General features: G+C 55.9%; 20 protein-coding genes. 3 read left to right on the top strand and 17 right to left on the bottom strand.

What is annotated here, in order from left to right:
- Window position 1: 1 nt before the first annotated feature.
- From ptsG to yceD, 14 genes are all read right to left on the bottom strand, one after another.
- Entirely contained in the window at window positions 2–1,435 is a 1,434-nt protein-coding gene (gene ptsG / locus G7090_RS08825; RefSeq protein ID WP_166182154.1) for a PTS glucose transporter subunit IIBC, read from the bottom strand.
- Window positions 1,436–1,732: 297 nt separating this feature from the next.
- Complete coding sequence (locus G7090_RS08820; protein WP_106992743.1) at window positions 1,733–2,527, bottom strand: metal-dependent hydrolase; 795 nt, start codon at window positions 2,525–2,527, stop codon at window positions 1,733–1,735.
- Window positions 2,528–2,537: 10 nt separating this feature from the next.
- Complete coding sequence (holB, locus tag G7090_RS08815; protein ID WP_166182153.1) at window positions 2,538–3,542, bottom strand: DNA polymerase III subunit delta'; 1,005 nt, start codon at window positions 3,540–3,542, stop codon at window positions 2,538–2,540.
- Window positions 3,539–4,180, bottom strand: a complete 642-nt coding sequence (gene tmk / locus G7090_RS08810; RefSeq protein ID WP_166182152.1) for a dTMP kinase — start codon at window positions 4,178–4,180, stop codon at window positions 3,539–3,541. The genes holB and tmk overlap by 4 nt, the downstream gene beginning before the upstream one ends.
- A complete protein-coding gene (gene yceG / locus G7090_RS08805) occupies window positions 4,170–5,192 on the bottom strand; it encodes a cell division protein YceG (protein ID WP_166182151.1) in 1,023 nt (340 codons plus the stop codon). The genes tmk and yceG overlap by 11 nt, the downstream gene beginning before the upstream one ends.
- Before the next feature lie 2 nt (window positions 5,193–5,194).
- Window positions 5,195–6,004 (bottom strand): aminodeoxychorismate lyase, encoded by an 810-nt coding sequence (gene pabC, locus G7090_RS08800; protein WP_166182150.1) that lies wholly within the window; start codon window positions 6,002–6,004, stop codon window positions 5,195–5,197.
- Between the two features lie 142 nt (window positions 6,005–6,146).
- Complete coding sequence (gene fabF / locus G7090_RS08795) at window positions 6,147–7,388, bottom strand: beta-ketoacyl-ACP synthase II (RefSeq protein WP_166182149.1); 1,242 nt, start codon at window positions 7,386–7,388, stop codon at window positions 6,147–6,149.
- A gap of 91 nt (window positions 7,389–7,479) precedes the next feature.
- Window positions 7,480–7,716, bottom strand: coding sequence for an acyl carrier protein (acpP, locus tag G7090_RS08790; RefSeq protein ID WP_003857954.1), 237 nt, complete (start codon window positions 7,714–7,716; stop codon window positions 7,480–7,482).
- Window positions 7,717–7,870: 154 nt separating this feature from the next.
- Window positions 7,871–8,605 carry a 3-oxoacyl-ACP reductase FabG gene (fabG, locus tag G7090_RS08785; RefSeq protein WP_032617552.1) on the bottom strand — a complete coding sequence of 245 codons (735 nt, stop codon included), beginning with the start codon at window positions 8,603–8,605 and terminating at the stop codon, window positions 7,871–7,873.
- Window positions 8,606–8,619: 14 nt separating this feature from the next.
- Window positions 8,620–9,549 carry an ACP S-malonyltransferase gene (gene fabD / locus G7090_RS08780; protein ID WP_106992737.1) on the bottom strand — a complete coding sequence of 310 codons (930 nt, stop codon included), beginning with the start codon at window positions 9,547–9,549 and terminating at the stop codon, window positions 8,620–8,622.
- Window positions 9,550–9,564: 15 nt separating this feature from the next.
- Entirely contained in the window at window positions 9,565–10,518 is a 954-nt protein-coding gene (locus G7090_RS08775) for a beta-ketoacyl-ACP synthase III (protein ID WP_106992736.1), read from the bottom strand.
- 6 nt (window positions 10,519–10,524) lie between these two features.
- Window positions 10,525–11,559: a phosphate acyltransferase PlsX gene (gene plsX / locus G7090_RS08770; RefSeq protein WP_207630105.1), complete on the bottom strand. Its 1,035-nt coding sequence runs from the start codon at window positions 11,557–11,559 to the stop codon at window positions 10,525–10,527.
- Between the two features lie 79 nt (window positions 11,560–11,638).
- The gene (gene rpmF, locus G7090_RS08765; RefSeq protein ID WP_106992734.1) at window positions 11,639–11,812 is read right to left on the bottom strand and encodes a 50S ribosomal protein L32; all 174 of its coding nucleotides are present in this window, start codon (window positions 11,810–11,812) and stop codon (window positions 11,639–11,641) included.
- Window positions 11,813–11,828: 16 nt separating this feature from the next.
- On the bottom strand, window positions 11,829–12,350 hold the full coding sequence (yceD, locus tag G7090_RS08760) for a 23S rRNA accumulation protein YceD (protein ID WP_166182147.1): 522 nt from the start codon (window positions 12,348–12,350) through the stop codon (window positions 11,829–11,831).
- Window positions 12,351–12,491: 141 nt separating this feature from the next.
- On the opposite strand from yceD, the gene G7090_RS08755 reads away from it, so the two are divergent.
- Window positions 12,492–13,076: a nucleoside triphosphate pyrophosphatase gene (locus G7090_RS08755; protein WP_166182146.1), complete on the top strand. Its 585-nt coding sequence runs from the start codon at window positions 12,492–12,494 to the stop codon at window positions 13,074–13,076.
- 78 nt (window positions 13,077–13,154) lie between these two features.
- Here the strand turns inward: G7090_RS08755 and rluC are convergent, their stop codons facing one another.
- Window positions 13,155–14,105 (bottom strand): 23S rRNA pseudouridine(955/2504/2580) synthase RluC, encoded by a 951-nt coding sequence (rluC, locus tag G7090_RS08750; protein ID WP_106992731.1) that lies wholly within the window; start codon window positions 14,103–14,105, stop codon window positions 13,155–13,157.
- Window positions 14,106–14,676: 571 nt separating this feature from the next.
- Between rluC and rne the strand changes: the two genes are divergently transcribed.
- A complete protein-coding gene (rne, locus tag G7090_RS08745; RefSeq protein ID WP_166182145.1) occupies window positions 14,677–17,895 on the top strand; it encodes a ribonuclease E in 3,219 nt (1,072 codons plus the stop codon).
- Between the two features lie 40 nt (window positions 17,896–17,935).
- On the opposite strand, the gene G7090_RS08740 is transcribed toward rne, so the two are convergent.
- On the bottom strand, window positions 17,936–18,874 hold the full coding sequence (locus tag G7090_RS08740; protein ID WP_166182144.1) for a LysR family transcriptional regulator: 939 nt from the start codon (window positions 18,872–18,874) through the stop codon (window positions 17,936–17,938).
- A 109-nt stretch (window positions 18,875–18,983) separates the two neighbouring features.
- Between G7090_RS08740 and G7090_RS08735 the strand changes: the two genes are divergently transcribed.
- Window positions 18,984–20,198, top strand: a complete 1,215-nt coding sequence (locus G7090_RS08735) for an MFS transporter (RefSeq protein ID WP_166182143.1) — start codon at window positions 18,984–18,986, stop codon at window positions 20,196–20,198.
- A gap of 81 nt (window positions 20,199–20,279) precedes the next feature.
- Here the strand turns inward: G7090_RS08735 and flgL are convergent, their stop codons facing one another.
- Window positions 20,280–21,233 carry a flagellar hook-associated protein FlgL gene (gene flgL, locus G7090_RS08730; protein ID WP_166182142.1) on the bottom strand — a complete coding sequence of 318 codons (954 nt, stop codon included), beginning with the start codon at window positions 21,231–21,233 and terminating at the stop codon, window positions 20,280–20,282.
- Between the last annotated feature and the right edge of the window lie 10 nt (window positions 21,234–21,243).

The raw sequence follows: 21,243 nt of genomic DNA, 5'->3' as shown, positions 1-21,243 counted from the left end.
CTTAGTTGCTGCGGATGTACTCATCCATTTCGGTTTTCAGGTTATCGGATTTAGTACCGAAGATAGCCTGTACACCGGAACCTGCAACAACTACGCCCGCTGCGCCCAGTTTTTTCAGACCCGGCTGGTCAACTTTCGCGATATCAGCAACGCTCACACGCAGACGAGTGATACACGCGTCCAGGTTAGTGATGTTCTCTTTACCGCCGAACGCTGCAACCAGTGCCGGAGCCATTTCGCTGGTGCCGGTCGCTTTAACGTCGTCAGATGCATCTTCACGACCTGGTGTTTTCAGGTCCAGTGCTTTGATCAGCACGCGGAAGATGGTGTAGTACGCCACCGCGTAGCACGCACCCACGATTGGGAACAGCCACAGTTTGCTGCTGTTACCGGACAGAACGATAAAGTCGATCAGACCGTGCGAGAAGGAGGTACCGTCACGCATACCCAGCAGGATACAGATTGGGAACGCCAGGCCAGCCAGCACCGCGTGGATGATGTACAGGATCGGCGCAACGAACATGAAGGAGAACTCGATCGGCTCGGTGATACCGGTCAGGAACGAGGTCAGCGCGGCGGAGATCATGATACCGCCCACTTTTGCACGGTTCTCTGGTTTAGCAGAGTGCCAGATTGCAATCGCAGCAGCCGGCAGGCCGTACATTTTGAACAGGAAGCCGCCAGACAGTTTGCCTGCAGTTGGGTCGCCTGCCATGTAGCGAGGGATGTCGCCGTGGAAGACCTGACCTGCTGCGTTGGTGTATTCGCCGATCTGCATCTGGAAAGGAACGTTCCAGATGTGGTGCAGACCAAATGGCACCAGGCAACGCTCAATGAAGCCGTAGATACCGAACGCCACAACCGGGTTCTGGTACGCAGCCCACTGGGAGAAGGTCTGGATTGCGGAACCAATCGGTGGCCAAATGAAGGAGAGGATCACACCAGTGAAGATCGCCGCCAGACCAGAGATGATTGGAACGAAACGCTTGCCTGCAAAGAAGCCCAGGTACTCAGGCAGCTTGATGCGATAGAAGCGGTTAAACATATATGCCGCAATAGCACCCGAGATAATACCGCCCAGAACACCGGTGTCAGCCAGGTGTTTTGACGCGATCTCTTCAGGTGGCAAGTGCAGAACCAGAGGTGCAACCACAGCCATGGTCTTAACCATGATGCCGTATGCAACTACAGCGGCCAGCGCAGATACGCCGTCGTTATTGGTGAAGCCAAGCGCAACGCCGATGGCGAAGATCAGTGGCATATTAGCAAAAACAGAACCGCCTGCTTCGGCCATCACATGAGAAACTACGGCTGGCAGCCAGCTGAAGTTTGCAGAACCGACGCCCAGCAGGATACCTGCGATAGGCAGTACGGATACCGGCAGCATCAGCGATTTACCGACCTTCTGCAGGTTAGCAAATGCATTCTTAAACATAATTGAGAGTGCTCCTGAGTATTTGTGCTTTTTTTACGTTTTCACGCATTGGCCCGGGGGGAGAACCGTGCCGTGGACAGGACATCTAAGCGCCCTTTATTTATTACACAGAGTAAAATAAATCCGCGTATCTTTGTTTGACGGCTATCACGTTTCAGCGCAGGGTAGCTGAAAAACTTTCAGATTTTTACAAAATTAATTGCCAAATGTTTCCAGAAAGCTCTTCACCGCCCCCACATGGGCGGTGAACTTTACTCGTTTTGGCTATTAATTACGAGCCATAAAAAAATAGATTAATCAGGCAGATTGCAGGCGGGAGGGATCGATATGAAACAGGCTGGCAAAGTTATCAGTGGTAATGCGTGCCAGTTCTTCAACCTCGACGCCTTTCAAAACGGCCATATACTCGGCCACGTCCCGTGTCATCGCGGGTTGGTTCTCTTTGCCGCGATGCGGTACCGGAGCCAGATAAGGGGAATCTGTTTCCACCAGCATGCGATCGAGCGGCACGTAGCGCGCAGCATCACGAAGCTGCTCGGCGTTACGGAACGTCACGATCCCGGAAAACGAGATATAAAAACCCAAATCCAGCAGCTTACCCGCTGTTTCTCTGTCTTCAGTGAAACAGTGTAGTACGCCGCCGCAATCCGTCACCTTTTCTTCGTACAGGATCGCCAGCGTATCGGCGCGCGCGTCGCGGGTGTGGACAATGACCGGTTTGTTCAGCTCCCGGCCAATGCGGATATGGTCGCGGAACGATTCCTGCTGGCGGGCTTTGGTTTCCGGGGTGTAGAAATAATCCAGCCCGGTTTCACCCATCGCCACCACGCCCTCTTCCGCCGCCAGACGGCGCAGATCTTCAACATCGTACGCCTCATCCTGATTCAGAGGATGCACGCCGCAGGAGAAGACCACGTTGTCGCGCACGCCCACCAGCTCGCGCATGGATTTGTAACCAGGTAACGTCGTGGCGACCGCCAGACAAAATTTCACATCGCGGGCGGCGGCTTTCGCCAGCACGTCATCAACGTTTTTATGCAGGGATTGATAATCCAGGCCATCAAGATGGCAGTGTGAGTCGACTAAAAACATAATGTGTCTCTCAGAGAGGGGATACAGGCAGCGTCGTGCCCGGTTGCAGGTAATGCTCGATAGTGAGTAACAGGTCGGTCAGGACAAGCTCCCGATTCAGCCCCGTCACGCTGAGTAGTTGTTCACGGCACTGGCAGACATCATGAAGAATAGCCCGCAATGCAACACCCGGCAGGCGCTGCGCCAGGCTACTGACGAGCGGCCAGGCATCGGCATTAGTAAGCAGAGTTGCTCCCTGCTGAATTTTAAGGGCATCCAGCAGCAGAGCCGCCAGCCAGTGCAGGCGATCCGGAGCCTGCTCATGGTTCAGGATCGGCAGTAGGCTCAGCCAGTCCCCGCTGTCCGGTACCGCGCCGAGGGCCTGACAGAGTTGTTGCCGTTGCGTCTGGACGTTGGGCTGCAACAGGGCCAGCGCCGCAGCAGGTGCCCCGCCGCACAGCCGCAGCGCGGTTAGCGCCGCCTCTTGTGACGTTGTCACTTCCCGCGCAAGCCAGCTGATAGCCCAGGCTTCCTGCGGCACGCTGAGAAGATGCAGGCGACAGCGGCTACGCAGGGTCGCCAGCAGTCGTCCAGGTTCACGGCAGGCCATCAGGAACCAGGTATTTTCCGGCGGCTCTTCGAGGGTCTTTAACAGCGCGTTGGCCGCCGCCTCGGTAAGCTGGGCGGCATCCTTCAGCCAGACGACTTTCGCCCCGCCAAGTCGGGCGCGTTCGTAGAGCTTTTCACTGACCGCGCGCACCGCATCGATGCCCAGCGTGGTCTTGCCCTTCTCCGGCTCCAGCGCGTAATAATCCGGGTGCGTTTCCGCCTGCATCAGCTGACAGCTGCGGCACTGGCCGCAGCTCTTATGCCCCTGGGGCTGCTGGCACATCAGAAAACGGGTGATGGCATAGATCAGCGCCTCGTCGCCCATGCCCGGCAGCGACTGGATCAGTAACGCATGATGCCCCCGACCGGACTGATAGCTGTTCACCAGCTGTTCAAAGTGCGGGCGCAACCATGGGTACCATTTCATGCCTGTTGTTCCTTCAGCCAGTCAGTGACCGTTGTGCGAATGTCGTTCATCACCTCTTCCAGCGACTGGGTCGCATCGATGGTGCGGATTGAACTGTCCTGGGCGGCCAGCTCGAGGTAACGAGCGCGGGTGCGATTAAAGAAGTCCAGCGACTCCTGCTCGATACGATCCAGTTCGCCGCGGGCGCGGGCGCGTTTCAAACCCACTTCAGGTGTCACGTCGAGATAGAGCGTCAGGTTCGGACGGAAATTACCCAGTACCGCGTCGCGCAGCGTGCCGAGCATCTGCTGGTCAATACCGCGTCCACCGCCCTGATAGGCCTGGGTGGAGAGATCGTGACGATCGCCAATCACCCAGCATCCCCGTGCCAGCGCAGGCTTGATTACGGTTTCCACCAGCTGAACGCGCGCGGCGTAGAACATCATCACTTCGGCTTTATCGGTAATAACTTCATCCCCGACCGATTTGATGTCCAGAACCAGGCTGCGCAGTTTTTCAGCCAGCTGGGTGCCACCCGGTTCACGGGTGAAGATCATCTCTTCGATGCCACACTGTTTGAGCGTCTCGACCACTACGTCACGTGCGGTCGTTTTCCCGGCGCCTTCCAGCCCCTCAATGACGATGTAATTACTGCGCATTTTTTTCCTTAAGTGCCTTCAGATAGTCCTGGACCGAACGATTATGACTGGCAAGATTGGTGTTAAAAGTATGTCCCCCCTTTCCGTCGGCGACGAAATAGAGATACGGCGTTTTTGCCGGATGCGCGGCGGCATTCAGCGATGCCTGACCCGGCGTGGCAATTGGCCCCGGGGGTAAGCCGCTAATGACATAGGTATTATAATCGGTTGGGGTTTCCAGGTCTTTACGTGAAATCTTGCCCTTGTAATTCTCACCCATACCGTAAATCACCGTCGGGTCGGTCTGCAGACGCATACCGATGCGCAGGCGATTGATAAATACCGAGGCAACCTGATCCCGCTCACTCGCCACCGCCGTCTCTTTCTCAACGATCGAGGCCATGGTGAGGAACTGGTTTTGATCTTTATACGGCAGGTTTTCCATCCGCCCTTCCCAGGCTTTATCCACTGCTTCGACCATTTTTTTATGCGCGCGCTGGAGCAGTGCCACATCGGTGGTGCCTGCGGTGTACATCCAGGTATCCGGCCAGAACCAGCCCTCTACCCACTCGGGATGCTCAAACTTCAGCACCTGAGCGACGGTGGCATAGCTGTCGTCTTTCAGGGTGTGCTTGATGTAAGGGGCATCGCGCAGCTGTTTCAGGTAGTCGCTCAGGCGCATCCCTTCCACGAAACGCAGCGGGAATTGCGCCTCTTTGCCGCTCTCAAGCAGCTCCAGCATCTCTTTGACGGTCATCCCCGGCGTAAAGCGGTATGTCCCGGCTTTGAAATGGGACAGCTCCGGCTGCACGCGTAATAACCACTGGAACACGCGCGGACGGTTAATCACCTTCTCGCTATACAGCTGCTCGCCCAGCGCCAGTCGTCCGGTGCCCGGTTTCAGAGTAAAGATCGTCTCTTCAGCGATCAGAATTTGACTGCTCGCCAGCTGGCGAACCTTCCACATCCCCACACCAGCGGCAATGCCCAGCACGACAAGGATGAGGAGAATAAAGCGCAACATTTTCTTCATGACTATCTGGTTTGCTCACACAGAGGGGCTAAAAATGCGTACAACTCACGCGATGAAAAACGTTGAGAACCATACTGACGAACCGGCACGACGGGCATCAGCGCATTGCAGACCACCATCTCGTCGGCCTCAGCCAGCGCGGCCTCGCGGGCATGCACGTCGACAATGCGATACCCGGAGTGTGCCAGTTGCTGGAGGCAAAACTGGCGCATCAGGCCGTTGACGCCAGCCTGATCCAGCCGGGGGGTAAAAACGTCCTTCCCCTGACGCCAGAATAAATTCGCCGCACAGCATTCCGTAATGAACCCTTCGCTGTCAAGAACCAGCGCCTCGTCGGCATCGGTCTGTTCAAGATGGGTACGGATCAGCACCTGTTCAAGCCGGTTAAGATGCTTGATCCCGGCCAGCTGCGGGTTACGCCCCAGCCGCACCGGGCTTAATGCAAGGGTGATGCCCTCACGACGCCAGCCATCATAATGGACGGGCCAGGCCGATACTGAGAGAAGTCGTGTCGGATGCAGGCAGTTCGCCGCGCTGTATCCTCTGCCGCCGCTTCCCCGGCTGATAATGACCTTCAGCACGCCACGCTCGTTCCCGCGGGCGAGCTCAACCATTTCACGCTGTAACGCTGCCCACTCAACAAAGGGGATGAGCAGTTTTTCACAGGCTTGCTGCAAGCGTTGCAGGTGAGCATCCAGCAGACAGACCTGGCCCGCCACAATGCGTGCCGTTGTGAAGCAGCCGTCACCAAACTGAATAGCCCTGTCGCTCGCCGGGAGCGTTTCCTGCGGTATGCCATTGATCAAGAACATGATGGCTCCTTATGAATGGTCGAATAGTCTGGCAGGAAGGTGGGCCGCGGACAAGGGAATAAAACCGAATAAAAAAGGCCCGACAAGCGGACCTTTTTTATTGATGTGCCGGGAAGGTAATTATCCGCCCCGGCAATCAGCCTCAGACCTTTTTGAAGATCAGAGAGCCGTTAGTGCCGCCAAAGCCGAAGGAGTTACACAGGGTGTACTCCAGACCGCTGACCTGGCGCGCTTCGTGTGGAACGAAGTCCAGATCGCAACCGTCATCCGGGTTATCCAGGTTGATGGTCGGCGGAACAGCCTGATCGCGCAGCGCAAGGATGGAGTAGATGGATTCTACTGCACCCGCCGCACCTAACAGGTGTCCGGTCATGGATTTGGTCGAGCTCACCATCACGCGACGGGCTGCATCACCAAAGACAGACTTAACGGCCTGCGCTTCAGCTTTGTCGCCTGCTGGCGTGGAAGTACCGTGCGCATTCACATAGCCAATCTGGCCTGGTTCGATACCCGCATCGCGGATCGCGTTAACCATTGCCAGCGCAGCACCTGCCCCATCTTCCGGCGGAGAGGTCATGTGGTAAGCGTCGCTGCTCATGCCGAAACCAATAATTTCTGCATAGATTTTCGCGCCGCGTTTCTTCGCATGCTCGTACTCTTCCAGCACGACCATACCGGCACCGTCACCCAGCACAAAACCATCACGGTCTTTATCCCACGGACGGCTTGCCGCCTGCGGGTTATCGTTGCGGGTAGACAGGGCTCGCGCTGCGCCGAAACCGCCCACACCCAGCGGGGTACTGGCTTTTTCTGCACCGCCTGCAACCATTGCATCGGCATCGCCATAAGCGATGATACGCGCCGCCTGGCCGATGTTGTGCACACCAGAGGTACAGGCAGTAGCAATCGAGATGCTTGGGCCACGCAGGCCAAACATGATGGTCAGGTGACCCGCCACCATGTTAACAATCGTTGACGGAACAAAGAACGGGCTAATCTTACGTGGACCACCATTTACCAGAGAGGTATGGTTTTCCTCGATCAGGCCAAGACCACCAATCCCGGAGCCGATAGCGGCGCCGATACGGGTTGCGTTCTCTTCCGTAATTTCAAGGCCAGAATCCTGCATGGCCTGAACGCCAGCGACAATTCCATATTGAATGAAGGCATCCATCTTGCGCTGTTCTTTGCGCGAGATGATCTCTTCACAGTTAAAATCCTTTACTAAGCCAGCAAATTTCGTTGCATAGGCGCTAGTATCGAAATGGTCGATTAGGCTGATGCCACTCTGACCGGCAAGGAGAGCGTTCCAGGTAGACTCTACGGTATTGCCGACAGGAGATAACATGCCAAGTCCGGTCACAACTACACGACGCTTAGACACGCTTGTCCTCCAGGGAGGGATAAAAAAAGAAAATCGAGGGACTACAAAAGAAAAAACACAGGCGGTCGAATGACCGCCTGGAGATGCTCACTTACGCCTGGTGACCGTTGATGTAATCAATGGCAGCCTGAACGGTGGTGATTTTCTCAGCTTCTTCGTCCGGAATCTCAGTATCAAACTCTTCTTCCAGAGCCATTACCAGCTCAACGGTGTCAAGAGAATCTGCGCCCAGGTCTTCAACGAAGGAAGCGGAGTTCACAACTTCTTCCTGCTTAACGCCCAGCTGCTCGCCGATAATTTTCTTAACGCGTTCTTCGATAGTGCTCATACTCTTAAATTTCCTATCAAAACTCGCTTTCGCGATGGTTTTCGTAGTGTATAAAATGTTGAAAAATTTGCAACTAAATCCCGGCAGGTCTTACCACGATTTTACGTTATTTTGAGGCCATTGGCCCTAATAACGCAAATATTTTCTAACGTGATTAAACCATATACATCCCGCCATTGACGTGGAGAGTTTCACCAGTGATGTAACTCGCTTCGTCAGAGGCTAAAAATGCAACCGCGCTGGCGATTTCTTTAGGGTCGCCTAAACGACCCGCTGGAACTGCCGCCAGCGTACCCGCACGCTGCTCATCGGTCAGCGCACGCGTCATGTCCGTTTCAATAAAGCCCGGAGCAACAACGTTTACAGTAATCCCGCGGGACGCAACTTCGCGTGCCAGCGACTTACTGAAACCGATCAGACCTGCTTTCGCCGCAGCGTAGTTAGCCTGACCAGCATTTCCCATGGTACCAACCACAGAACCGATAGTGATAATACGCCCATGACGCTTCTTCATCATAGCTCGCATTACCGCTTTTGACAGACGGAACACAGATGACAGGTTGGTTTCGAGAATATCGCTCCACTCGTCATCTTTCATTCGCATCAGTAAGTTGTCGCGAGTGATTCCGGCATTATTGACCAGAATATCCACTTCGCCAAATTCTGCGCGAATATTTCCCAGAACAGATTCGATAGATGCAGGATCGGTCACATTCAACATCAGACCTTTACCGTTCGCACCCAGGTACTCGCTGATCGCCTGCGCGCCGCTTTCGCTGGTCGCGGTGCCGATCACTTTCGCGCCACGCGCGACGAGGGTTTCAGCGATAGCACGGCCAATACCGCGGCTTGCACCGGTGACCAGTGCGATTTTTCCTTCAAAACTCATGGTATTCCTCTTTCTTACTGCGCGAGTGCCGCTGACAGTGCTTCCGGCTCATTAATGGCCGACGCGGTCAGGGTATCAACAATACGTTTAGTCAGACCGGTGAGGACTTTGCCCGGGCCCACTTCATACAGGTGCTCAACGCCCTGTGACGCCATAAACTCAACGGTTTTGGTCCACTGAACCGGGCTGTACAGCTGACGAACCAGCGCATGGCGGATCGCCTCTGGCGCGGTTTCACACTGCACATCAACGTTATTCACAACCGGAATGGCTGGAGCATTGAAAGTGATTTTTTCCAGCTCAACCGCCAGCTTGTCCGCAGCAGGCTTCATCAGTGCGCAATGCGACGGTACGCTCACCGGCAGCGGCAGCGCACGTTTGGCGCCTGCGGCTTTACAGGCAGCGCCTGCACGCTCAACAGCTTCTTTATGACCGGCGATAACCACCTGGCCCGGCGAGTTGAAGTTTACCGGAGAAACCACCTGACCTTCTGCAGATTCTTCGCAGGCCTTTGCAATGGACGCATCATCCAGACCAATAATGGCCGACATGCCGCCCGTGCCTTCCGGCACCGCTTCCTGCATAAATTTGCCGCGCAGTTCAACCAGACGCACAGCATCCGCAAACGCAATCACCCCGGCGCAAACCAGCGCAGAGTATTCACCCAGGCTGTGACCGGCCAGCAGTGCTGGCGTTTTACCGCCCTGCTGCTGCCAGACGCGCCACAGTGCGACCGATGCGGTCAGCAGTGCAGGCTGGGTCTGCCAGGTTTTATTCAGCTCTTCGGCTGGCCCTTGCTGGGTCAGCGCCCAAAGATCGTAGCCCAGGGCATCCGACGCTTCACGGAAGGTCTCTTCGATGACCGGATACTGCTCCGCTAAGCCGGACAACATTCCAACGGCCTGAGAACCCTGACCGGGGAACACAAAAGCAAATTGCGTCATTTTTTTATCCTTATACTAGAAACGAACCAGCGCAGAACCCCAGGTGAAACCGCCGCCGAAGGCTTCGAGCAAGACCAGTTGGCCTCGCTGAATTCGTCCATCGCGCACCGCTTCGTCAAACGCGCAGGGCACTGATGCTGCAGACGTATTGCCATGACGATCCAGCGTCACCACAACGTTATCCATAGACATGCCGAGTTTCTTAGCCGTGGCGCTGATAATGCGCAGGTTCGCCTGATGCGGCACCAGCCAGTCGAGAGCAGAACGCTCCAGATTGTTCGCTGCCAGCGTCTCGTCAACGATGTGTGCCAGCTCGGTCACCGCCACTTTAAAGACTTCGTTACCGGCCATGGTCAGATAGATAGCATTGTCCGGATTAACCCGATCGGCGTTTGGCAGCGTCAACAGCTCACCGTAGCTACCGTCCGCATGCAAATGCGTCGAGATGATGCCCGGCTCTTCAGATTGTCCTAACAGGACAGCTCCTGCACCATCACCAAAAATAATGATCGTCCCGCGATCGGCAGGATCGCAGGTACGCGCCAGCACGTCAGCACCGATCACCAGCGCGTGCTTAACGGCGCCAGATTTCACGTATTGATCGGCAATGCTCAGCGCATAGGTGAAACCTGCGCAGGCAGCAGCAACGTCAAATGCCGGGCAGCCTTTAATGCCCAGCATGTTCTGAACCTGGCACGCTGCGCTCGGGAAGGCATGCGTCGCAGAGGTGGTGGCAACGATAATCAGGCCGATGTCGTCTTTATCAACACCCGCCATCTCCAGCGCGCGTTGTGCGGCTTCGTAGCCCATGGTGGAAACTGTTTCATCTGGCGCGGCAATACGACGTTCACGGATACCTGTACGCGTGACGATCCACTCGTCAGAGGTATCGACCATTTTTTCCAGATCGGCGTTGGTTCGCACTTGCTTTGGCAGATAGCTGCCGGTACCTAAAATCTTCGTATACATGTACGCTCAGTCACTTTTTGCTAATACAGATCCCAGGCGAGCGGCAATCCGCTGTGGGACTTGTCGCTGCACCGCCTGCACTGCCTGTTCAATCGCGACGGTAAAGGCTCGCTGATTGGCCGCACCGTGACTCTTAATCACAATGCCGCGCAATCCTAACAGACAGGCGCCATTATACTGGTCGGGGTTGAGGTGACTGAATCGCCGCGCCAGGCTCTTTTGTAACCAACGCTTCAATATAATCAGCCACCAGGACCGTTTTTTCCCCTCTCCCTGCGATTTAAGCAGAGAAAGAAACATTCTCACCACCCCTTCCATGGTTTTTAATGTAACGTTTCCTGTAAACCCGTCACACACCAGTACATCCGTTTTTCCGGTCAATAATTCGTTGGCTTCGAGATATCCAATATAGTTGATGGACGGCTCATTTTTTAGCCGCTCAGCCGCCTCACGGATGCTGTCGAGACCTTTAGTCTCTTCCTCACCAATATTCAGCAAGGCCACGCGGGGATGAGAGATCCCCACCACTTCCTCTGCCAGCACCGAGCCCATTACGGCAAACTGCGCCAGCATAACACTGTCGCAGTCGACGTTGGCGCCTAAATCCAGCACCACCGTTTTGCCCTTTTGCTGGTGCGGCAGTACCGTCACCAGCGCCGGGCGCTCAATCCCTTCAAGGGGTTTGAGCAGTAATTTTGCCAGCCCCATCAGCGCACCGGTATTGCCGGCGCTGACGCAGGCCTGGGCGCGTCCTTCTTTTACCAGCTCCAGCGCAATGCGCATTGAGCTTCCGCGACTGCTGCGGATCGCCTGCGAGGCGCGGACATCACTGGCAATAACTGACTGGGCAGGAATAATCTGCAGACGTGAACGTTGTTCGAAGTCAGCTTTTGCAAGTAATGGCGTGATAGTGTCGGGGTTGCCGACTAAAAGGAGAGTGAGTTGCGAATTAGAGTTCAGTGCCTGCAATGCTGCAGGCACTGTCACGGAAGGGCCAAAATCTCCCCCCATGACATCTAACGCCAGGGTTAGACGTGTCAAGGTATCGTCGCAGCCTGGTTCGGTATATCCCCGTTTGCACGGGGAAACCCTCACTAAGCCTAATCACGCTGACGCGTGATTACTTAGTGATAACCTTGCGGCCGCGGTAGAAACCGTCAGCGGTGATGTGGTGACGCAGGTGTTGTTCACCAGAAGTCTTGTCTACAGACAGGCTGGTAACTGCAGTCAGCGCGTCATGGGAACGACGCATGCCACGTTTGGAACGGGTTGGTTTATTCTGTTGTACGGCCATGGACCTTACTCCTTAATTACTTACGCTTTAAACTGGCTAATACGGCAAATGGGTTTGGTTTTTGCGCTTCATCAGGCAGTTCCCCAAAGACCATGTCCGCCTCGGACACTTCACAGTGTTCAGAATCATGCACCGGAACCACAGGCAAGGTGAGGATGATTTCATCTTCAACCAGCGCCAGCAGATCGATTTCACCGAATTCGTTAACCTCAATCGGCTCATACGCTTCCGGGAGTGCTTCAGCCTGCTCGTCTGAACGAACCGGACTAAAACAATATGTTGTGTGAACATGAAGTGGGAACGGTTTCCCGCAACGCTGACACTCGAGCGTGACCGACACCTTTGCATCACCGGTAATCACGGCAAGGCGCTGGGGATCGATCTCAAACGACATGGTGCATTCCACATCACTGTCCACACTGACTACGGATTCGGCGATACGCTCAGCCTGATCACGAGTATAGATACCTTCGTAATCAAGGCGTTTTTGAGCCGTACGAACCGGATCAAGAGTCAGGGGTAATTTTACCTTTTGCATAGGGCGCGCATATTAACTTTGTAACGTCATAGAGTCAAAGAAAAAGGCAACCTCAGGCTGCCTTTTGCCAATTATTCGCACACATTGCGGCCTGTAGTTTAAAATGGCTGGCATCGATACGCTATATCTGGTGAAAAAAATATGCCAAATCTCATTCTCGCCTCTACGTCACCCTACCGCCGCGTGTTGCTGGAAAAGCTGGGCCTACCTTTCGAATGCGCCGCGCCGAACGTGGATGAAAGCCCACAGCCCGGTGAATCGCCACGCCATCTGGTGGTCCGTCTGGCTCAGGAGAAAGCGAAAAGTCTGGCAGCGCGATTCCCCGATCATTTGATTATAGGTTCCGATCAGGTTTGCGTCCTGGATGGGATGATCACCGGTAAACCGCACACCGAAGAGAATGCCCGCCAGCAGCTGCTAAAAGCACGCGGCAGTATCGTCACCTTCTACACCGGCCTGGCCCTCTATAATTCATCTACGGGCCATTTACAGACCGAATGCGAGCCCTTTGACGTTCACTTCCGCCATCTCAGCGAACAGGAAATTGACGACTACGTGCGAAAGGAGCGGCCGTTAAACTGCGCGGGCAGTTTTAAGAGCGAGGGGCTGGGGATTGCATTGTTTGACAAGCTGGATGGGCGTGACCCGAACACGCTGGTGGGATTACCGCTGATTGCGCTGTGCCAGATGCTGCGCCGGGAGCATTATAACCCGCTGATGGCGTAGCCATTTGCTTCGCCCGGCGGCGCTACGCTTGCACGGGCCTACGGTTTTGTAGGCCGGGTAAGCGCAGCGCACCCGGCATTAATTTCCGCGCAGAACTTTAAGACAGCGCTTCAGCTGTTCGTCCAGCGGGGCCTCAATGCGCATCACCTCGCCGGTACCCGGATGGGTAAACTTCAGCGCGGCGGCATGCAGGAACAGGCGAGACAAGCCCGTTCCTGCCAGCTGTTTATCAAACTCACGGTCACCATAGCGATCGTCGAAGGCAATAGGATGGCCCGCATGCAGCGTGTGAACGCGGATCTGGTGGGTACGTCCGGTCACCGGGCTGCAGCGCACCAGGGTGGCAAATTCATAACGCTCTTCCACCTTGAATCGGGTTTCTGAGGGTTTGCCTTCCTGACTGACGCGAACGATACGCTCACCGCTTTGCAGAATGTTTTTCAGCAGCGGCGCCTGCACCACTTTGACATGGGACTGCCACTGCCCGCGCACCAGCGCGAGGTAATCTTTCTGCATACCTTTCTCACGCAGCTGCTCGTGCAGCGAACGTAGCGCCGAACGCTTTTTAGCGACCAGCAGCACGCCGGAGGTATCGCGGTCGAGACGATGAACCAGCTCAAGGAAGCGGGCTTCCGGGCGCAGCGCGCGCAGACCTTCAATCACCCCGAAGCTTAACCCGCTGCCGCCGTGTACCGCCGTACCCGAGGGTTTGTTCAGCACCAGAATATGATCGTCTTCATATAAAATCACATTCGTCAGCGCGGCAACTTTATTCAGATGCGGCGACACCGCCTCTTCTTCGCGCTCGGCTACGCGCACGGGCGGGATGCGCACTTCATCACCCGCTTCAAGTTTGTATTCAGGTTTGATGCGCTTCTTATTTACCCGCACCTCACCCTTACGCAGGATGCGATAAATCATACTCTTTGGCACGCCCTTCAGTTGGGTGCGCAAAAAGTTGTCAATACGTTGCCCCGCTTCATCTTCGGTAATGGCAACCATTTTTACGGCTGGAGTCTCTGTTTTCATGGTGGGCGATTCTAATTATCGTCAGCCATTAGCGCCACTCATTTTTCTATGCTTATATTTACCTCTACCCGGTCAGGGTTTCGTGCACGCAATCGATTTGGTGGTTATTAAACCAATCATTCGAAAGAAGTGAAGAAACTGTGAGTAACCGGGTGATAATTGGTAAAAGTCATCTTGCTATAACCCGGCTAGCAATGGAATAATGCTGTTGTTTTCCGCGTTAAATCCGGGTTTTGTAAGGATGTCGACGGAATGACCAATTTTGTCTGACCGATCATCCACGCAGCAATGGCGTAAGACGTATTGATCTTTCAGACAGTTAGCGGGCTGCGGGTTGCAGTACTTACCGGTAAATGGAATCTTCTCTGGAGAGTTTTACCCAGGCTATTCCCCTGATAATCGCGCTGTATTTCCGTATGAAATACAGGCAACCGACACTTTGCGCCTCTTAAGCGAGCGACAACCGTGAGGTTGGCGACGTGAATAGACACGAGGCCATCGGTTCATACCCCGGAAAGCGTCACCTTGCCCGCAGCTTAGTCGTCAATGTAAGAATAATGAGTAAGTTACGATGAAAAGAATGTTAATCAACGCAACTCAGCAAGAAGAGTTGCGTGTCGCCCTTGTGGATGGGCAGCGTCTGTACGATCTGGATATCGAAAGTCCTGGACACGAACAGAAAAAAGCGAACATTTACAAAGGCAAAATCACCCGCATTGAACCGAGCCTTGAAGCCGCATTTGTAGATTACGGTGCTGAGCGTCATGGTTTCCTCCCCCTGAAAGAGATCGCTCGCGAATACTTCCCTTCCAACTATAACGCCCATGGCCGTCCGAACATCAAAGATGTGCTGCGTGAAGGTCAGGAAGTTATCGTTCAGATCGATAAAGAAGAGCGTGGCAACAAAGGTGCCGCACTGACCACCTTTATCAGTCTGGCGGGTAGCTATCTGGTGCTGATGCCAAACAACCCGCGTGCGGGTGGTATCTCTCGCCGGATTGAAGGCGATGACCGTACCGAGCTGAAAGAAGCGCTGGCCAGTCTTGAACTGCCAGACGGCATGGGCCTGATTGTCCGTACCGCAGGCGTAGGCAAATCTGCCGAAGCGCTGCAGTGGGACCTCGGCTTCCGCCTGAAGCACTGGGAAGCGATTAAGAAAGCCGCTGAAAGCCGCCCTGCTCCATTCCTGATCCACCAGGAAAGCAACGTCATCGTGCGTGCCTTCCGTGACTACCTGCGTCAGGACATCGGTGAAATTCTGATTGATAACCCGAAAGTGCTTGAGCTGGCTCGCCAGCACATTGCCGCGCTGGGTCGTCCTGATTTCACCAGCAAAATCAAACTGTACACCGGTGAGATTCCGCTGTTCAGCCACTACCAGATCGAATCGCAGATTGAATCCGCCTTCCAGCGTGAAGTCCGTCTGCCGTCCGGTGGCTCTATTGTTATCGACAGCACCGAGGCGCTGACCGCTATCGACATCAACTCCGCACGTGCAACCCGCGGCGGCGATATCGAAGAGACGGCGTTCAACACCAACCTCGAAGCGGCCGATGAGATTGCGCGTCAGCTGCGTCTGCGTGACCTGGGCGGCCTGATCGTTATCGACTTCATCGACATGACGCCAGTACGTCACCAGCGCGCGGTGGAAAACCGCCTGCGTGAAGCCGTGCGTCAGGATCGTGCGCGTATCCAGATCAGCCATATCTCCCGTTTTGGTCTGCTGGAGATGTCCCGTCAGCGTCTGAGCCCGTCCCTCGGTGAATCCAGCCACCACGTCTGCCCACGCTGTAGCGGCACCGGCACCGTGCGTGACAACGAATCTCTGGCACTCTCTATCCTGCGTCTCATCGAAGAAGAAGCGCTGAAAGAGAACACCAAAGAAGTACACGCCATTGTGCCTGTACCGGTCGCCTCCTACCTGCTGAACGAAAAACGTGCGGCGGTAACGGCTATCGAATCCCGTCTGAGCGGCGTACGCTGCGTGATCGTGCCTAACGACCAGATGCAAACCCCACACTACTCCGTACTGCGCGTGCGCAAAGGCGAAGAGACCTCTACCCTCAGCTACATGCTGCCTAAGCTGCATGAAGAGGTGATGGCTCTGCCGTCCGAAGAAGAGTACGCCGAGCGTAAACTTCCGGAGCAACCAGCCCTGGCAGCCTTTGTGATGCCAGAAGCGCCACCTGCGCCAGCGCAGGAGAGCGTGGTAGCTCAACCCGCAGCGGCTAAACCGGCGGCAGAAGTCAGCCAACCTGCTGAACAGCCTGGTCTGCTGAGCCGCTTCTTCAGCGCGCTGAAGAAAATGTTTGCCGGCGAAGAGCCACAGCCAGCTCCGGCACCGGTTGAGAAGAAAGAAGAGAAGCAGGAACGTTCACCGGATCGTCGTAAGCGTCAGAACAACCGTCGCGATCGTAACGAGCGCCGCGACAACCGTTCCGAGAATAACGAAGGTCGTGAAGGCAGCGAAGGCCGTGACAATCGCGATAACCGTGAGAGTCGCGACAACCGCGAAGGCCGTGGTGAACGCCGTGAAGGACGTGACGATAACCGTCGCAACCGCCGCGAGAAGCCGCAGCAGAACACGGAAGATCGTGAAATTCGTCAGCCGGTCAGCGAAGACGCCGACAAAGGCAGACAGCGTGATGAACAGCAGCCACGCCGCGAGCGCAACCGTCGTCGTAATGATGACAAGCGTCAGGCGCAGCAGGAAGTTAAAGTTCTGAATCGCGAAGAAGAGACCGTGCAGGATGCGGATCAAGAAGAACGTGTTCAGGTCATGCCGCGTCGTAAGCAGCGTCAGCTCAACCAGAAAGTGCGTTTCGAGTCTCAGACCGAAGAAGCGGCTGTTGAAGCGGTAGCGCCTCAGGCTGAACCCGTCCAGAGCACCGAACTGGCGAAAGTCGACCTGCCTGCGGTAATCGAAAATGCCCCTGAGCAGGAAGAGACCGGCGAAGGCCGTGACAACGCAGGCATGCCGCGTCGTTCACGTCGCTCTCCGCGCCACCTGCGCGTGAGCGGTCAGCGTCGTCGCCGTTATCGTGACGAGCGTTATCCGCTGCAGTCACCAATGCCGCTGGCTATCGCCTGTGCGTCACCAGAGATGGCTTCCGGCAAAGCCTGGATTCGTTATCCGGTTGCCCGTCCTCAGGAGCAGCAGTTTGACGAGCAGAACGTTGCTGTTGACGCGGTTGCCCCTGTCGCACCAGTCGTTGATGAGGTTATCACCGAGGCGGCGGCAGTGGTTATCCCTGAGCCACAGGTTGCTGAAGTCGAAACTTCACATCCGGAAGTGATTGCCGCGCCTGTGACAGAACAGCCGCAGATTATCGCGTCTGAAGATGTGGTTGTCGCAGAGCAGGTAGTTGAAGAAGCGAAGGCTGCCGAGCCGGTTGAAATCACCGAGGAAGTCGCTGAGCCACAGCCGGTCGTGGAAGTTGAAGTGGAAACTGACGTTCAACCTGAGGTTGAAATTGAGGTTGAACCTGTTGCTGACGTGAAACCTGAAGTCGCTGAAGTGAAACCTGCCGTGGCTGAAGTTAAATCTGACGACGCGGAAGTCAATGCGCCGGAAGTGAAGCCAGCGCCAGCCGCTCAGGTTAATGCTGACCTTCACCACGCCACTGCGCCTATGACCCGCGCCCCGGCACCGGAATACGTTCCGGAAGCACCGCGTCACAGCGACTGGGTACGTCCGGCGTTTGATTTTGATGGCAAAGGTTCTGCTGGTGGTCACAGCGCAACGCACCAGGCCACAGCGCCTGCCACGCGTCCACAGTCGGCTGAATAAGCCTGCTTAAGCGCAAAAGCCGACCTTCGGGTCGGCTTTTTTATTGCCTCTGTTCAGGCCTGCGCATGCCGGCGATTTCAGGCATCACCTCTCGCATCATTTCCAGAAAGCGGCGCAGACGTGCCGGGTAATACCGTGACCACGGATAGACCAGATGCACCGGCAACGCGGCCGGCTGCCAGTCAGGCAACAGGTGTACCAGCCTGCCCTCACGAATGTCGGCTTCCACTGTCCAGCTTGATACCACCGCTACCCCCAGCCCGGTTAAAGCGCTTTTACGCGCCACGTACAGGCTGTCGGTACTCAGCCGCGGTGAAATAGCCACCCGCAGCGGTTGTGGCGCTCCCGCGTGGAACAGCTCTACGTGCTGACGATAAAAGGTATTGAGTGCCACCCAGGGCAGCGCAGAGAGATCTTCTGGCTTATCAACCGGAGCATGACGTGCAAGCAGTTCCGGCGAGGCCACAATACTGCGCGGAACCTCGGCCAGTAATACCGACACCGTACCCGGGTCGATCTCCGCCCCTACCCGGATGGCACAGTCGATATTGTCACTCAGGAAATCGGCCGAGCGGTCATTGAGCATCCACTCCACGTTCAACCGCGGATAGCGCAGCAGAAACGCCGTTAACGGCTCCAGCAGCTGCTCCTGCCCGAAGGCATGCGGGGCGCGAACGCGAAGCACTCCCACCGGTTCATCTTCTGTCTGCCCGACTTCATCCTCCAGCGCATGCCAGCTGTCAATCACCCGTCGGGCATGCTGATAGCAGCGTTCGCCATCATCGGTCAGCTTCATGGCATGGGTGGTGCGCAGGATCAGACGTACGCCGAGCAGCGTCTCCAGCGATTGCAGGCGACGGCTCACGGTGGCCTGGGTCGTTGCCATCTGCACGGCGGCGGCAGAAAGGGAGCCTGTCTCAATGATGCGCACGAAGGTTCGCATCAGTTCGACCCTGTCTATACGCTCTGAACGTTTCATGATTTATCCGGTTATACGTTACACGTATAAGTGTTTTAGCACTGCGCCGGCTACCACCGCAAGTCGGGCTGGTAAAGAATAGCGACACACCCGAAATGAGGAACTGCATATGAACACCAGCACCTTAACCCCAGCCGTCAGCCGTTGGGTCATTTTTATCCTCGCCATCGGCGCAGGCTTCAGCGTCGCTTCCATCTACTATGCTCAGCCGCTGCTGCCGCTGATGGGGGCCGATCTGCATCTCAGCATTGAAGGGATGGGGATGGTGCCAACGCTTACCCAGGCAGGCTACGCGCTGGGGATCCTTTTCCTGCTGCCGCTGGGCGATCGCTATGACCGTCGCACCCTGATAGTGATAAAAAGCATCGCCCTGGCGGGGCTGCTGCTGGCCTGTAGCCTGACGGGGCAGATCCACTCCCTGCTGCTGGTCAGCCTGCTGATTGGTATGGCGGCCACCATGGCGCAGGATATCGTTCCGGCGGCGGCTATTCTTGCTCCGGCAGGTAAACAGGGGAAAACTGTCGGGACGGTGATGACCGGTCTGTTGCTGGGGATCCTGCTCTCCCGGACGGTGAGTGGCGTGGTGGGTGAAGCCTTTGGCTGGCGCGTCATGTATCAACTGGCCGCGGGCAGCATTGCGATCCTTGCCGCCGTGATGTGGTTGATTTTGCCTCGCTTCGCGGTGCCGTCGAATCTGCGTTATCCGGAACTGATGCGCTCCATGGCGCACCTGTGGCGTCGCTACCCGGCGCTGCGTCGTGCCGCGCTGGCCCAGGGCTTCCTCTCTATTGCCTTCAGCGCCTTCTGGTCTACGCTGGCGGTGATGCTGATGGAACACTATCAGCTGGGCAGCGCGGTCGCCGGTGGATATGGTATTGCCGGTGCCGCAGGCGCGCTTGCAGCGCCGCTTGCAGGTGGTCTGGCCGATAAACTCGGTGCCGGTAAAGTCACCCAGCTTGGTGCCGCGCTGGTGACCGTCTCCTTCGCCCTGATGTTCCTGATGCCCGCCCTCGGTGTACACGGCCAGTTGATCCTGATTGCTGTCTCTGCCATAGGCTTTGATCTCGGTTTGCAGTCAAGTCTGGTCGCCCATCAGAACCTGGTTTATGGCCTTGAGCCGCAGGCACGTGGTCGCCTGAACGCCCTGCTCTTCACCGGCGTGTTTATCGGGATGGCGCTGGGTTCGGCGCTGGGTAGTCAGCTGTATACGATGGCAGGCTGGCCGGGCGTGGTTGCCCTGGCGACGGTGACCGCAGGCATAGCGCTGGCTATCCGTCTGGCAGAAAACGCCCGCACCAGCACCTCGGTAATGCAGAATTCCTGAAAAAAAAAAGCCCAATCCGCGAGAACGGATTGGGCACACAGAACATAACCAGTTTCAAGTCATGTCCAAAGGTCAAAACTGTTATCTGTTGAGCTGGAACAGAGACATACCCTGCATATCGCTGAACGCTTTATAGGATGCCTGAAGGGCCGCCTGCTGCATGGTGTATGAGGAGATCGCCGCGTTCCAGTCAACGTCAATGAGATCGCTCATCTGCTGGGTCTGGCCTAACGCACGATCACTGCCCAGCGTATCGAGGGCATCGAGTTCAGTCAGTTTGGTCCCCAGATCAGCGCGCACGGTCAGGACGTTATCCAGCGAGTTACGCAAGCCGCGGTTCGCCTTATCGATATCCAGACTCAACAGATCAGCCTTCGTTTGATCACCGTCAACCGGCTTATTCAGCGCTGCAATCGCATTATCGATAATTTTGAACAGATTCTTTTCCGGAGTACTACCATCCGGCTCTGGCGCAGCATTGCTGGTAAAAGATTCAAAGACTTCACTGCCAGTATGGCTGATCTGCATGTTACGCGCGGAATCAACTTGCTGTCTGATCGGCGTGTCACCGCCGTCATATTTTCCGGACGCCTGATCGAACGCCGGGGCATCGGTTTTATAGCCGGCAAAAATATAGCGTCCGTTGCCGTCGGTACTGTTTGCCAAATTCACCAACTGATCGCGGATACCCTGTAAATCGGTGGCAATCGAGTTGCGGTCGTTGTCACTCAGGGATCCGTTGCCCGCATAGACAATTTTATCCTGCGCCGATTGCAGTGCGGTGGTCACCTGAGCCAGGACGCTTTCCTCGAGCCCCACGCGCTGGGAGGCAAAAGAGCGGGCCAGCTTGAACTGGCTGTTCTCCGACTGCGCCTGGGACAACACTACGGCCTGAGACGCAGCGATTGGATCGTCAGAGGGACGGTTTACACGTTTACCGGTGGACATCTGCTCACCGTAACTCAGCCACTTGCTCTGGGAATCGGTGATCCCACGCATGTTCTGCTGATACATCATCTGGGTGCTAATACGCATCGTTGACCTC

The sequence above is a fragment of the Leclercia sp. 29361 genome, from assembly GCF_011290365.1.
GTDB lineage: Bacteria > Pseudomonadota > Gammaproteobacteria > Enterobacterales > Enterobacteriaceae > Enterobacter > Enterobacter tamurae.
This window is presented reverse-complemented; position numbering and strand designations above follow the sequence as displayed.